This window comes from Mariniflexile fucanivorans (assembly GCF_004341235.1).
Lineage (GTDB): Bacteria > Bacteroidota > Bacteroidia > Flavobacteriales > Flavobacteriaceae > Mariniflexile > Mariniflexile fucanivorans.
On the sequence record NZ_SLUP01000004.1, the window covers coordinates 1 to 14,173 of the forward strand.

Below are 14,173 nucleotides of genomic sequence, written 5' to 3' on the forward strand. Positions count from 1 at the left end.
ATGCCTTACCTTACTTAATACCATTACGATAAAACTCCAGCATAAAAAGATATAGCGGATAGCGCGCTTTTTAAACCACTTAAAAACTTGCCATAAAGCCTTTTAATTGTTACGAAATAACCCCTAATGTATTATTACACCAATATTGAAATCCTATAAATTTGGTTTGTATTATGCTATTATTTTGCATTTAGATAAAAGTTTTTAGCGTAAAGGATTTTTGAATACAATTCATTGTTTTTGAGTTAGTTATACTAGCTGTATTTTGCAGAAATATCTTGATGGATACTCATTTGGTATCTTTTTTTTTGAATGATTTATACCATAATAAACCACAAAGTGATTATCTACAGGTTTATTACAAACCAGGTAAGTAATCACAATGAGTGAATAGTAGGATAAAATCGAGTTATTTAGAATAAGAATTAATTTTTTTTACTTTTAATTTCAGTAAAAAAGAGGCCATAATGAAATATATAAGAGTTAACCCCCATAACTTATACCATTCATTCATAATTTCAGTAAAGGATGCTTTCATTTGGGTTAATTTTACAAATCCTTCAATTCCATGCGTTGAGGGTATTAACTGAGCTATAATTTGATAAAATTGAGAGAAACTTTCAGGAGGAAATGATAATCCGCTAAGCATTAGTGCAGGAATGGATGTTAGAACGATAAACAAAAGTGAGTCTTCTCTTCTTTTAAAAAATGAACTGATAACTAATCCTAAAAAAACAACGGAAAATACATAGGGAATTATAAAAATATAAACGGTTATTATTGATGATCTAATAGGTATTGAAAACAGCGTATAAACAATTCCAATTTGTATGGGTATGATTATTAAAAAGAGGCATGTATATAAAATTGCTTTACCTAAAAGTACAGGAATTGTACCTCCTTTATGTGCCAATCTAGGGAAGTGAGATTTTGTTGTCCGGTCTTCATTACGGGTTCCGTTTATCAGACCAACCCCCATTAATAATACCAATTGTACAATTAAAGCCGTTAGTATGGGGATTAAATATGTGGCGTAGCCTCCCGATATGTTAAATAAGCTATTGTTAACAGATTTAATTGGTGTATAATTTTCAACAGCTTGTTTATATGTCATGCCTTTTAATACATCTTTTTTTATTATAATTGCTGCATTGAAATATCCATTAATAGTAGTAACTGTACCTAGTACTTTCTTGTAAAATAGCATGTTAGAAGCATCAGAGTAAGTTGTTATGGTAACTTGTTTTCCGCTTTTAATATTTTTCTCAAAATTGTTAGGGATTATAATGATGCCTTTAATAGTGTTTTCATAATAAGCAACTTTAGCTTCTTGTAAATCGGTATAACTGGTTTTAACTTCCAAACCATCCCCTGAATTTAACATAGCGATATAATCTCGACTTAACCTTGAGGCATCTTGATTTATGATAGCTACAGGTACTTTTTCAACAACTTGATTGGAATAAACAAAGGTGTATGCTACAAGGACTAAAAAAGCAATGGATAGAAAAACACCTATAATGGCTTTATCATTTTTAATAGCATTCCATTCTGTATTTATGGCATTCCAAAATGAAATTTTTGATCTGTGATATGACTTTGTGATTTTTTTCATAACTAGATTCTATGGTTAAATTCACCTTTGATAAAAAGTTTTGTTAGTTTCTTCCAGAAAAAAATAATTGGTAATGCACAAAGGAGCATTAGTACTATAATCGTTTTAAAAGAATAATATACAGGAAATCCTTGTTGAGATTGTTCCATAAACAATTTAAAAAAATGTGTAAACGGAAAAATTTGACTTATCCATTTTAAAACTAAAGGCATAGAAAAAATGGGAAATGTAATTCCTGAAAAAGACAAACTAATAGCAGCAAACCCAGAACCAATTGTTAATGCTTCTCTGAAACTATTGCTTAAAGACAAAAAGAGTAGCCCAAAACACTGACTTGAAATAATCAATAATATTAATCCAATTAATAAAGCAATTTTACTTCCATTTAAAGGGAAATCTTGCCAAACAAACATGGTGTAATACATGATAAGTCCAACAAAAAAGAACCATATGGTATAAGGTAAAATTTTACCCAAAAGTATGGGGCTTAATTTTCCGTTAGAGATTCTTAATAATTGATTGCCTTTAATGTATTTTAAATCACTCCCAAAACAATAAATGGTAGTTAAAATAATTATTATTTGAAAAAAGTATGCTAAAAAGCCTGAATTTAAATAATAGGAATAATTGGTATAAGGATTGGATAAAACATGATTTTCTAAGCTAACAGGTTGATAATTTATTACTGCTTGCTGAAATGATACACCTTTTACAAGTTGTTTTTGAATATATATTTGAGCAGAAATAGTACCAATAACTTTACTAAAAGCTTTAAACTCTAGTCCACCTGGTAGTAAAACATTGTTATTGTATTGATTTAAAATGGTTACTTGTTTACCGTTTTTTAAATCGGCTTCAAAATCTTTTTGAATGGTAACCAATCCGTAAATTTCACCTTGCCGGATTAATGATTCTCCTTCTTGTTGATTAATTAATGTATGACTAATTTGTAATTCTGGTGTAGCGTCTAATTGAGAAATAACATTTCTTGATATTGCCGAATTATCCAAATCAATCACAGCAATTGGTAAATTTCGCGCTACCCCAACTTTTAATAAACTAGAAAAGAAAAGAAATGAAACAAACGGTAATATTACAGCAAAAACAAATAAGGTTTTACTATTTAAAAGTAATCCCACTTCTCTTTTTGCTATACGGAACATTGGTTTCATATTATTTTTTAAATTGAGAATAGTCTATTAATACACTCATTCCTGGTCTTAAATCTTCCTCTTTGTTTATGGGTGAAGCTTTAATTTCAAAGGTTCTAATATCAAATTCTCCAGTTGATTTTGTAGCATTCCATGTTGCATACTCTCCCAGTGGCGCTATGTAATACACTTTAAATTTTATTTTTTTGTTTTCAAGGGCAGGAATGGTGGCTTCAAACTCAGCATCTTTTTTAAAATGAGCTAAATAAGTTTCTTTTATGTTGATAACGGAATAACTATTTGCTAGATCTACTAAATGTACAACAGGATAGCCAGCTGAAATTAATTCACCTTCTTCGGGTAAAAAGTTTAGTACTTCAGCATCAATAGGTGAAACAATATTTCTTTCATTGCTATAATTTTCAACTTCACTTAAAGCACCATCAGCTCGTTTTACTAAAGCTTTAGCCGCAGCTATGTCTTCTTTTCTAGCACCATTCATTGCCATTTGATACATGTTTTGAGCTGCTATTTGATCGCTTAAAGCGGCTTGTTTTTTAGCAAAAGCTTCATCTTTTTGTTGTTGTGATATTAAACCATCATTAAATAAATTATCGATACGTTTGTACGTTTTATTCATAACATCGGCAGCAGCTGTCGCTTTTTCAAAAGTACTTTTAGCGGCTCTAATTTCCTCAACTCGTGCACCATTTATGGCTTTATCTTTTTGGGCAATAGCAGCTTCTTGGGCAGCAAGCGCTTGATTGATTTTAGCCATAATTTCCGGACTCTCTAAAGTTGCCAACAATTGTCCTTTTTTTACGGAAGCTCCCTCTTTTACATCGAACGTTTGAATTCTAGTTGGAATTTTGGCAGATAAATAGATTTCTTTTGCCTCAATTCTACCTTGTAAAACAATGTGTTTTGGTTTTATTAAAAGCCAAACGCCGGTTAGGACTAAAATGGCTACTAAAGTGCCAATAAATAGTGATTTTATTAATTTTGAATTTTTCATTTTAAGTTTAATTTTGGTTCAAGAATAGTTCTGTTTGGCCAGATACAACCATCAATTCTCCGTAGGCTATATTGTAGTCGTATAAAGCTTGTAATTTGTGAAACTGTATTTGTGAAAGTTTTAAGGTGGCATCTACAACTTCTAATGAAGTTCCTGTACCTTCTTCAAAAGCACGCGTTCTCATAAATTTTAATTTCTGTGCATACGTTTCATTTAAAACAAGACTTTGATATTGTTCTGATGCCTTTTTCATTGTGTTATATAATTTTTCAGAATACGTTTGAAGATTCAATTTGGCTTGAGAATCTATAGCCTCAACTTGATTTATTTTATATTGAGCCGCTTTAATTTTGTGTTCTCTTTGTAAGCCATCAAATAACACCCATTCTACACCCACGCCAACAAACCATTTTGTATTTTCTGTAATTGTTAAATTATCTGTCCATGGTACATAATTTCCAAATAAACCAATTTTAGGATAATAATCACTTTTTTCTGCCTTAACACCAACTTCAGCTAGACTTTTGTTTTGCTGAATGGCTTTTAATTGATGGTTGTTCTTCAATATATCGGTTTGAAATTCGCCTAGTGATTTAATTAAATTTGGTTGAGAAAAATTAGTTGAAAGACTATCTACATTGTCAGACCCTATTAAATTTTCTAGGGCTGTAGTAGCTAGTTCCAAGTCTTTTTGAGAACTCATTAAATCTGTATTTGCGTTAGATAATGCCACTTGAGCATTCAAAGTTTCAACTTCTGGAATGATGCCATTTTCAAAAAACTTATTTGCTTGGTTATAGTGTAATTCTACGGTTTTATAAATAGTTTGTCTAAGGCTTTCAACAGATTTAGCTAGTTTTAATTTATAATAAAGTTGAATGAGATTAATAGTGTAATCATTATCCACAATTTGGTGATTGTTTTTCGCTAAATTATATTTTATTTTAGCCGCTTTGTTGGCGCTATTTATTAAACCTCCAGAGTAAAGGGGCATGGAAAGACCAAGCGTTGCAAAACCTAAGTTTTTTTCCTGTAAGGTGAAATTCCAATCGCCTAAAACTTCAGCAGGGTTCGATATGCTTAATAAGCCACCAAACATATCTCTTGGTGTATTTAAGTCAACACTAATATCATTATCGATTCTTAAATAGGTTCCAGAGGCGGTTATTTTTGGTAAATACAATCCTTTTGCAGCTTTGTACTCTTCTTGGCTCTGGTTTATTTCAAATGAAGAGGCTTTAATATTACCGTTTGAAGATAGCATTAATTCATGGGCATCTTTTAAAGAAATTATTTGTGCTTGACCAATGATGCTGCCCATTAATAAAATTAAAAAATTCAATTTTTTAATTCTGGATTTATATGTTTTTTTAATTTTTAAACTAATCATCTTTTTATTCTTTTAAAATTCTCATAATACTTTGTGTTATAAAAGCAAGATCTTCCTGTATGGATTCTTCTAATCCGAAAATGTTTTTTCTTTTAAAATGGATATAATCTATGGCATATAGAAAAATATGGTAGTGCAGTTGAGCGATACTTATGGAGGTAGAAATTTCGCCAGATTTAATTCCAATATCTTTTATCTTTTCAATTAATTTTAAGCTTTTTTCTTTTAGTTCGTCTGGCAGAATATAATTTTCGTTGTGTAGAAGCTGATAGTAAAATTTGGAAGCTATAGGTTCGTTTATGGAATACACAATTCTGTTTCTAATAAAAGAATGTACAAACGGTTCAATATTTGTTTGATTAAAGCCTAGGAAGAAATCTAATTCCTGATAAATGGAGTTTGCTTTTTCAAAATAAAGCTCATTTATAAGGTCTTGTTTTCCAGTATAAATTCTGTATAAATAACCGCCGCTTACCTTAGCTTCTTTGGCTATCATGGCGATGGTGGTCGATTCTATGCCGTTTTCAACAATAGTAAGCATCGTTGCTTCTTTAATTCTCTTTATTTTTTCTTCATCTATTTTTCTTGCCATAATCTAATAATTAGTATCGGATGCAAATATATGAATAAACGTTCATTCATTTATAAAATGATTAAAAGATTTAGCATTTTATATTCTGATAGATATAATTAAAGACGAGAAGGCTAATTAATGGTTGCAATAAGGTCTCAAATATTTTGTAGATGTTAATATCAAAAAAAGAAAAAGAGGTATTTTTTTTGAATCTTAGACACAGGAAATTGATGTTAACAAAAAATCCCGTAAACATTAAAGTTTCGGGATTTTTTCGTGGTACCTCCAGGAATCGAACCAGGGACACAAGGATTTTCAGTCCTTTGCTCTACCAACTGAGCTAAGGTACCTCGCCAAAGCGGTTGCAAATATATATTCATTTTTGCTATTCACCAAAATAAAGTTAAAAAAAATGACATCTATTTTTTATTATTTACCATGTTGGGTTTTATTTCTTTTATAATCAATATAATAAGTTAAATAGGATACATATTATTTCTCATTTTGTAATTTTGGATTTTAATAAAAATATGAATTTAATAATAGATATAGGGAATTCTCTAGTGAAATTAGCTGTTTTTGATGGAAACAAAATTGAACATAAAGAAGTAGTTGAACTAGATTTGATTTTAGTACGCATAGAAGTTATTAAAAGCATGTTTAGTACAATTAGGAAAGCCATTGTTTCTTCTGTTGGAAAATTAAGTGAAAGTGATATTGAAGCTATTGCTAGCCATTTTGAATTAGTCATTTTGAATTCTAATACAAAACTACCTTTTACAAATCTTTATAAAACCCCAAAAACATTAGGCGTAGATAGGATTGCTTTGGTGTGTGCGTCTGTTAAATCCTATCCAAATAATAATGTGCTTATTATTGATGCTGGCACTTGCATTACTTACGATTTTGTAAACAGTAAAAATGAATATCTTGGAGGCGCTATTTCTCCGGGTTTGCGTATGCGTTATAAAGCATTGAATAATTTGACGGCCAATTTACCGTTATTAGATACAGAATTGCCAAACAGTATCATTGGTAATTCAACAGAAACATCCATGCATTCTGGCGTTGTTTTTGGTGTTTTAAAGGAAATAGAAGGCGTTATTTTGGAATACGAGCAAAATTATTCAGATTTAACAGTTATTTTAACAGGAGGTGATAGTAATTTCTTGTCTAAACAATTAAAAAGTAGCATATTTGCGACTTCTAATTTTCTTTTAGAGGGACTGAACTTTATTTTACAATATAATTCAAACGAATGATTAAAAAACTTGTATTGGTTTTTATTGCAATTTTTGCAATTAATAGTTACGGACAACAGGGTACAGCTTCACCTTATTCTTTTTATGGTATTGGAAGCTTAAAATTCAAAGGAACAGTCGAAAACCGAAGCATGGGTGGTTTAAGTATTTATAATGATAGTATACATATAAACTTAAGAAACCCTGCCGGATATGCAGGTAAAAACTTGGAAATGCTTAATGGAGAAAGTAGACCGGTAAAGTTTACCGTTGGTGGATCTTATTCCGATGTGGAACTAAAAAGCAATTCAGGAAGTGCAAAGGCTAGTGCTACCACGTTTGATTATTTAGCCTTATCTATTCCAATGGGGAAATTTGGTTTTGGCTTTGGATTAATGCCATATACAGCTGTGGGTTACAAACTAGAAACTTTAGACGATAATTATGATGATGGCAAAAAATCGAATAGATTTAGAGGTGAAGGTGGACTAAACAAAGCTTTTTTAGGTTTTGGCTATCAAATTACAGATGAATTAAGTGTGGGTATTGATGCCCAATATAATTTTGGAAATATTCAAAATAGCAACATCACATTCAGTTATGATGAAGATGGTAATACTACACAATATCAAAGTAGAGAAAATAATCGCTCTGATTTAAGTGGGTTAAATATAAATTTAGGATTGTCATATAAAACCATGATAAACACTAATTTAGAATTAGTTACAGGTTTAACATATACGCCAAAAAGCATCTTAAGTTCAAAAAACGAAAGATCCATTTCAACAATAATTCTGTCATCTACGGGCTCGGAGTCTGTTTATAATACAATAGACACAGATTTAGAATCTTTAGGTTTATTGGAAACCGATTTGGTGTTACCATCAAAATTCTCAGTGGGTGCTGGTGTTGGAGAGCCAAGAAAATGGTTTGTGGGTGTAGAATCTGAATACCAAAAAACCAGTGATTTTTCAAACGATTTATACAATTCTTCTGCGGTAGTTTATAAAGACGCTGCCAGTGTTTCAATTGGTGGTTTCTACATTCCGCAGTATAATTCATTTACAAGTTATTTTAAACGCGCTGTTTATAGAGCTGGTTTACACTATGAAAATACAGGTTTAAATATAGAAAATGAATCAATAAACGAGTTTGGCATATCTTTTGGAGTAGGATTACCAGTTGGTAGTTTTTTCTCTAATGCCAACTTAGGAATGGAACTTGGAAAAAGAGGAACAACAAACAGCAATTTAATACAAGAGAATTTTATTAATTTCCAAATAAGTTTATCTTTGAACGATAGATGGTTCCAGAAAAGAAAATATGACTAACAGCGTAACATTATTATCATGAAAACAAAAATTACATTATTATTAGCAGCATTATTTATTGGATTAAATATAGGGTTTGCACAGCAAGATGAAGAGTGTATGACAAAGCTTTCTATATTCCACGAATATGTAAAAGCTAAAAATTATGATGCAGCCTTCCAGCCTTGGATGGATGTAAGAAATAAATGTCCTAAATTTAACAATGCCATATATATAGATGGTGAGAAAATTTTAATGGACAAAATTGAAAAAGCTACAGGTGCAGATAAAGCAACTCTTCTAAACGATTTAATAAAGTTATGGGCAGAAAGAGGCGAGCATTTTCCAGATAAAACACCAAAAGGAGAGTACGGTGCACAAACTGGACAATTAATGTACGACAATAAAGCTATTTTAAATAAATCGAGTGAAGATTTGTATACCGTTTTTGATAATGCCTATCAAGAGGATAAAGCAACTTTTACAAATCCACAGAGTTTGTATACTTACTTTTCTTTAATGGTAGATTTATATGATGCTGGTAAAAAACCTGCAGAAGATTTATTTAATAAATATGATGATATTGTTGAAAAAGTAGAAGACGAAGTTAAAAATTACTCTGAAAGTCTTAACGTACTTATAGAAAAAGAAACTGCGGGTACCGAGTTAACAAGCAAAGAGTCTCAATACAAAGCCTATTACGAAAGCTACTTAGCTGCTTACGATCAAATTGAAGCTGGTATTGATGAAAAAATGGGAACAAGAGCAAATTGTGATATCTTAATTCCATTGTACGAAAAGAATTTTGAGGCTAATAAAGAAAATGCCGTTTGGTTACAAAGAGCCGCTGGTAAAATGTCTGAAAAAGAATGTACAGATGATCCTTTATTCTTTAAATTGGTAAATGCATTTCATGAGATTAGCCCATCTGCTAATTCAGCATATTACTTAGGTATCTTAAAAGATAAAGAAGGAAGATCTAGCGAAGCAATTGCTTTTTACAAACAAGCGATTGATTTAGAAACTGATAGTTTCAAAAAATCAAATTTAAATAATAGAATTGCTTTGAAACTAAAATCAAGAGGTAGTTATTCTCAAGCAAGAAACTTTTTTAGAGAAGCTTTAAGATTAAACCCTTCCAACGGACGTCCTTATTTGTCTATTGCAGCTATGTATGCAGCAAGTGCCAATGATTGTGGAGATACTAACTTTAATAAAAGAGCTGTGTATTGGTTGGCAGCAGATGAAGCTCAAAAAGCAGCACGTGTTGATTCCAAATTGTCAGGTGCAGCAGCAAATTCGGCAGCGAACTATTTATCAAAAGCACCATCAAAATCTGAGATTTTTAGTGCAGGTAACTCAGGTACAGTTATTAAAATTGGATGTTGGATTGGAGCTTCGGTTACAGTGCCAAAAATGTAATGAAAAAACAAAGTTTACATAAAATTCTAAACATAGTCATCATATTAATGATGGCTATGTTTTTTTCATGTAACGACAGTTTTAATCAAGTCCAGAAAATAGGTGTTTCAGAAAATGAACCTATTGGAATTGCAGAAAATATTAATTTAAAACACACCGATTCTGGTAGAGTTACAGCAAACTTACTAAGTCCAAAAAGGTTAGATTTTACTAACAGAGACTTTCCATATAATGAATTTCCCGAAGGGATTACTTTATATTTATATGACGAGCAAAACAGAAAAAACACTGTGGTAGCCGATTATGCTATTGTTTATGACCAAACCGACCTATTAGATCTGCAAGGAAATGTTGTTATAACCAGTGAAAATGGGGTTTTAAAAACCGAACAATTATATTACGACCAGAAAAAAGAATGGTTGTTTACCAATAAACCCGTAACCTATAAAACCGAAACGGATATTATAAATGGCAATGGTTTCGACTCTGATTCAAAATTCAAGACTGCCGAAGTGCTAGAAGTTACCGGTATTATTTCTGTTGAAGATTAACTAATTCCCTAAAAGGAATTTAAAAATGCTGCTTCTTCAATTTTAATTATCTTTACACCAGTTTTTACAATAAATATAAACATGAAATATTCTAAAATTTTTCAATACGCCTATTTGGTTTTCGCTATACTTTTTATTTACGATGGTATCACCAAATGGAATGATGGTACAAATGGCGCTTATATTTCTCTAGGGCTTGCAGCACTAGCTATTTTCATGTATTTCTTTAGAAGGAAATTTGCTAAGAAATACGATAAAACAAATAATTCAAAATAAATGAGTATTGATGTCGTCATCATCATTGTATCATTAATACTTTCTGCCTTCTTTTCGGGTATGGAGATTGCCTATATATCTTCAAACAAAATTCATATAGAAATTGAGAAAAAACAAGATGGCATCTTATCAAAAGTTTTAACCAAACTTACTGCAAAACCATCCAAATTTATTGCAACCATGCTTATTGGCAACAATATAGCTTTGGTTATTTATGGGTTTTTTATGGGCGACTTGTTGGTAGATTGGTTTAAAACCATGGTGCCAACATCCTATGGTTTTTTAGATTTAATGTTAACCGATTTTAGTTTGTTAACCCAAACAATAATTTCTACGCTCATTATTTTAATAACTGCGGAGTTTTTCCCTAAAGTATTTTTTCAAATATATGCCAACACTTTAATTAAAGCACTGGCAATTCCTGCATATGCCTTTTATATGCTGTTTACGTTTATTTCAGATTTTGTTATTTGGATTTCAGATTTTGTGTTAAAACATATTTTTAAAACGGAAGGGGACCAAATACAATTGGCATTCACCAAAGTGGAATTGGGTAATTATATAACTGAACAAATGGAATCGGTTGAAGCACACGATGATGTAGATTCTGAAATACAGATTTTTCAAAATGCCTTAGAATTTTCCGAAGTAAAAGCACGCGAAGTCATGGTGCCACGTACCGAAATAACGGCTATTGAAATTAACGATTCTATTAAATCGCTCAACGCTCTTTTTACAGAAACAGGTTTTACCAAAATATTAGTATATAAAGACACTATTGATGATATTTTAGGTTATGTACACTCCTTTGAATTATTTAAAAAACCTAAAAACATTAAAGCCATGATGCTTCCTGTGGAATATGTTCCAGAAACCGTCTTGGTTAAAGATGTGCTTAGTGTGCTTATAAAAAAACGAAAAAGCATGGCCATTGTTTTAGACGAATACGGAGGAACTGCGGGTGTTATGACGGTTGAAGATATTGTTGAAGAATTGTTTGGGGAAATTGAAGATGAACATGATACCGTCGATTTAATTGAAGAAAAACTAGACGATAGCACCTATACCTTTTCAGCACGATTGGAAGTTGATTATTTAAATGAAACCTATAAGTTGAACCTGCCGGAGAGTGAAAATTACGAGACTTTAGGAGGTTTAATAGTGAATCATACCGAAGAGATTCCTGCACAAAACGATGTTGTAAAAATTGATGATTTTGGTTTTACAATTTTAGAAGTATCAAATACTAAAATAGACCTTGTAGAACTGAAACTTTTAGATGACAATTAGTCTTCTTTTTTGTTGAAAATTGAAGTAATTTTTCCTTCGCAGAAAACAAAGCGTATTACTGCAAACAAATGCCTAATAACACTTTTATTATTAAATAGAAAATAGTATTTTCGCCCACGATATTTTGTCAAGCGTAATTGACAACCAACTTAACAATAGTTTTTTAAAAAAATATATTTCAAATGGCAGTTTTAAATAAGATAAGACAACGTTCACTATTTTTAATCATAGTGATAGCGTTAGCGTTATTTTCTTTCGTATTAGCAGATTTATTTAAAAGCGGTAGTTCGTTTTCATCAAAATCTCAAAATATTGTTGCAACCGTAAACGGAAAAGACATTACCCGCGAAGATTTTATGCAAAAAGTAGAGGCAGCACAGCGTCAAGCAGGTCCAAACGCTACGGGGTCTCAAGTAATTAACCAAGTTTTTGAGCAGGAAGTAAGACAAGCCATTATGGATAACCAGTTTGAGAAACTGGGGATTTCTATTGAAAAAGACCAAATGAGAGACTTGTTAAAAACGACATTGTCTACCAGTCCAGAGTTTTTAAACGAAGCTGGTCTATTTGATGAAAATAAATTAAACGAATACATTGCTAACTTAAAAGAAACTTCTGCCGAAGGGTACCAAGGTTGGGTTAACTACGAAAAATCCATCGCTGCAAATGCTTTGCAACAAAGCTACTATAATATGGTTAGGGCAGGTTTAATTGCTACGCTTAAAGAAGGCGAGCTAGAGCATAAATTAGAAGGGAATAAAGTGGATGTTCAATTTGTTCAAATTCCTTATTCTTCAATTGAAGACGATAAAGTGAAAGTATCAACTTCAGATGTTTCCGATTATATAAACAAACATAAAAAACAGTTTGAAGTAAAAGAATCAAGAGATATTAAATTTGTTCAATTTAATGAAGTTGCTTCAACTGAAGACGAAAACACGATCAAACAAAGTTTAAAAGGGTTGTTAAATGATAAAGTGGAGTATAACGATGTTTCAAAAGCAGATGAAACCATTGTCGGTTTTTCAAACACATCCAATAACGAAAGCTTTGTAAATAATAATTCAGATATTAAATTTGATAAACGTTTTGTATTTAAATCGGACTTACCAGCTGGTGTTGCTGATAGTATTTTTAAATTAAATGAAGGTAAAATTTATGGGCCTTATACAGATAATGGGTACTATAAGCTTTCTAAGGTAGTTGCTGTTAAACAAATACCAGATTCTGCAAAAGTAAGACACATATTAATTCCTTTTATTGGTTCTCAAGGAGCCACTCCAGAGGTTACACAAACTGAAGCTCAAGCAAAATCAACTGCAGATAGTTTGTTAACAGTATTAAAAGGAGATAAAAGTAAATTCTCAACATTTGTAACTGATTATTCTTCCGATCAAGGAAGTGTGAACAATGAAGGACGTTACGATTGGCATCCGTACAACTCTATGGTGCCAGAGTTTAATGATTTTGAGTTTGAAGGTAATGTAGGCGATTTAGGTGTGGTTAAAACAATTTTCGGTTTTCACATTATAGAAATTGAAGGTCAAAAAGATAGAAAACGAGCTATTCAAGTGGCAACGGTTGCTAGAAAAATAGAACCGTCTGAAGCTTCTATTGATAAAATATTTAGAGATGCTTCTAATTTTGAAATAGCTGCTGGTAAAAAAGATTTTGAGGCCGCTGCCAAAGAGAAAAACTATACTGTACGTCCTGTAAATGATTTAAAGGCTTTAGATGAAAACATACCAGGTGTTGGAAGCCAAAGACCAATAGTGCGTTGGGCTTTCGAAGAAGATGCTAAAGTAGGAGCTATTAAACGTTTTAATGTTACTAATGGATACGTTATTGCTCAATTAGTAGCTAAGCATGAGGAAGGACTTATGTCTGTTGAGGATGCAAAAGCAACTGTAATGCCAATAATACGTAAACAAAAGAAAGCTGAGTTAATTAAAAATAGAGTGTCTGCAACAAGTTTAGATGCTTTAGCTAAGGCTGAAAGTACAACTGTAAGAACAGCTGTTGATGTAAATATGAAAAACCCAATGCTAACAGGCGCAGGAAGAGAGCCTTTAGTTGTAGGTGCTGCTTTTGGATTGAAAGAAGGTAAAACTTCTAACTTAATAGAAGGTGAAAATGGTGTGTACATGATTAAAGTGACTAAAGTAAAACCAGCAGCTAAGTTAGATAGCTATCAAGCGGTTGCAAATAGAGTTGAACAACAAAAATTTAATGTGGTTTCTTCTAGACTTTATAATGCTTTAAAAGAAGCTTCAGAAATTGAAGATAATAGAGCGAAAAACCAAATTCAATAATATTCTTTTTTAAAAAGAAAAGTTTT

At 31.5% G+C, this 14,173-nt stretch carries 12 protein-coding genes and 1 tRNA gene; 7 read left to right on the forward strand and 6 right to left on the reverse strand.

Going from position 1 to position 14,173, the window contains the following annotated elements; translation table 11 throughout:
• Window positions 1-409: 409 nt before the first annotated feature.
• The 6 genes from EV196_RS09220 to EV196_RS09245 form a co-directional block, all read right to left on the reverse strand.
• A complete protein-coding gene (locus EV196_RS09220) occupies window positions 410-1,615 on the reverse strand; it encodes an ABC transporter permease (protein ID WP_132217471.1) in 1,206 nt (401 codons plus the stop codon).
• 2 nt (window positions 1,616-1,617) lie between these two features.
• Window positions 1,618-2,787, reverse strand: coding sequence for an ABC transporter permease (locus EV196_RS09225; protein ID WP_132217472.1), 1,170 nt, complete (start codon window positions 2,785-2,787; stop codon window positions 1,618-1,620).
• A gap of 1 nt (window position 2,788) precedes the next feature.
• A complete protein-coding gene (locus tag EV196_RS09230; RefSeq protein ID WP_132217473.1) occupies window positions 2,789-3,781 on the reverse strand; it encodes an HlyD family secretion protein in 993 nt (330 codons plus the stop codon).
• A gap of 7 nt (window positions 3,782-3,788) precedes the next feature.
• Window positions 3,789-5,123: a TolC family protein gene (locus tag EV196_RS09235; protein WP_165876131.1), complete on the reverse strand. Its 1,335-nt coding sequence runs from the start codon at window positions 5,121-5,123 to the stop codon at window positions 3,789-3,791.
• A 52-nt stretch (window positions 5,124-5,175) separates the two neighbouring features.
• Window positions 5,176-5,763 (reverse strand): TetR/AcrR family transcriptional regulator, encoded by a 588-nt coding sequence (locus EV196_RS09240; protein ID WP_132217475.1) that lies wholly within the window; start codon window positions 5,761-5,763, stop codon window positions 5,176-5,178.
• A gap of 259 nt (window positions 5,764-6,022) precedes the next feature.
• Window positions 6,023-6,095: transfer RNA gene (locus EV196_RS09245), tRNA-Phe, on the reverse strand.
• A gap of 180 nt (window positions 6,096-6,275) precedes the next feature.
• On the opposite strand from EV196_RS09245, the gene EV196_RS09250 reads away from it, so the two are divergent.
• The 7 genes from EV196_RS09250 to EV196_RS09280 all read left to right on the forward strand — a co-directional run bounded on the left by EV196_RS09250 (window position 6,276) and on the right by EV196_RS09280 (window position 14,147).
• Window positions 6,276-7,007: a type III pantothenate kinase gene (locus EV196_RS09250; protein WP_132217476.1), complete on the forward strand. Its 732-nt coding sequence runs from the start codon at window positions 6,276-6,278 to the stop codon at window positions 7,005-7,007.
• Window positions 7,004-8,317, forward strand: coding sequence for a hypothetical protein (locus tag EV196_RS09255; RefSeq protein WP_132217477.1), 1,314 nt, complete (start codon window positions 7,004-7,006; stop codon window positions 8,315-8,317). The genes EV196_RS09250 and EV196_RS09255 overlap by 4 nt, the downstream gene beginning before the upstream one ends.
• A gap of 18 nt (window positions 8,318-8,335) precedes the next feature.
• Window positions 8,336-9,718 carry a hypothetical protein gene (locus tag EV196_RS09260; protein ID WP_132217478.1) on the forward strand — a complete coding sequence of 461 codons (1,383 nt, stop codon included), beginning with the start codon at window positions 8,336-8,338 and terminating at the stop codon, window positions 9,716-9,718.
• The gene (gene lptC, locus EV196_RS09265; RefSeq protein WP_132217479.1) at window positions 9,718-10,269 is read left to right on the forward strand and encodes an LPS export ABC transporter periplasmic protein LptC; all 552 of its coding nucleotides are present in this window, start codon (window positions 9,718-9,720) and stop codon (window positions 10,267-10,269) included. Before EV196_RS09260 ends, lptC begins: the two co-directional genes overlap by 1 nt.
• 81 nt (window positions 10,270-10,350) lie before the next feature.
• Window positions 10,351-10,545, forward strand: coding sequence for a hypothetical protein (locus EV196_RS09270; RefSeq protein ID WP_132217480.1), 195 nt, complete (start codon window positions 10,351-10,353; stop codon window positions 10,543-10,545).
• Complete coding sequence (locus EV196_RS09275; protein WP_132217481.1) at window positions 10,546-11,835, forward strand: hemolysin family protein; 1,290 nt, start codon at window positions 10,546-10,548, stop codon at window positions 11,833-11,835. It abuts the gene before it with no gap.
• 182 nt (window positions 11,836-12,017) lie between these two features.
• Window positions 12,018-14,147, forward strand: coding sequence for a peptidylprolyl isomerase (locus EV196_RS09280; RefSeq protein ID WP_132217482.1), 2,130 nt, complete (start codon window positions 12,018-12,020; stop codon window positions 14,145-14,147).
• Window positions 14,148-14,173 lie beyond the last annotated feature (26 nt).

Bases quoted from the DNA above. Each gene is read 5' to 3' on its own strand.
- EV196_RS09220 (WP_132217471.1), bottom strand. From the start codon at position 1,615: ATGAAAAAAATCACAAAGTCATATCACAGATCAAAAATTTCATTTTGG.
- EV196_RS09225 (WP_132217472.1), bottom strand. From the start codon at position 2,787: ATGAAACCAATGTTCCGTATAGCAAAAAGAGAAGTGGGATTACTTTTA.
- EV196_RS09230 (WP_132217473.1), bottom strand. From the start codon at position 3,781: ATGAAAAATTCAAAATTAATAAAATCACTATTTATTGGCACTTTAGTA.
- EV196_RS09240 (WP_132217475.1), bottom strand. From the start codon at position 5,763: ATGGCAAGAAAAATAGATGAAGAAAAAATAAAGAGAATTAAAGAAGCA.
- EV196_RS09250 (WP_132217476.1), top strand. From the start codon at position 6,276: ATGAATTTAATAATAGATATAGGGAATTCTCTAGTGAAATTAGCTGTT.
- EV196_RS09255 (WP_132217477.1), top strand. From the start codon at position 7,004: ATGATTAAAAAACTTGTATTGGTTTTTATTGCAATTTTTGCAATTAAT.
- EV196_RS09260 (WP_132217478.1), top strand. From the start codon at position 8,336: ATGAAAACAAAAATTACATTATTATTAGCAGCATTATTTATTGGATTA.
- lptC (WP_132217479.1), top strand. From the start codon at position 9,718: ATGAAAAAACAAAGTTTACATAAAATTCTAAACATAGTCATCATATTA.
- EV196_RS09270 (WP_132217480.1), top strand. From the start codon at position 10,351: ATGAAATATTCTAAAATTTTTCAATACGCCTATTTGGTTTTCGCTATA.
- EV196_RS09275 (WP_132217481.1), top strand. From the start codon at position 10,546: ATGAGTATTGATGTCGTCATCATCATTGTATCATTAATACTTTCTGCC.
- EV196_RS09280 (WP_132217482.1), top strand. From the start codon at position 12,018: ATGGCAGTTTTAAATAAGATAAGACAACGTTCACTATTTTTAATCATA.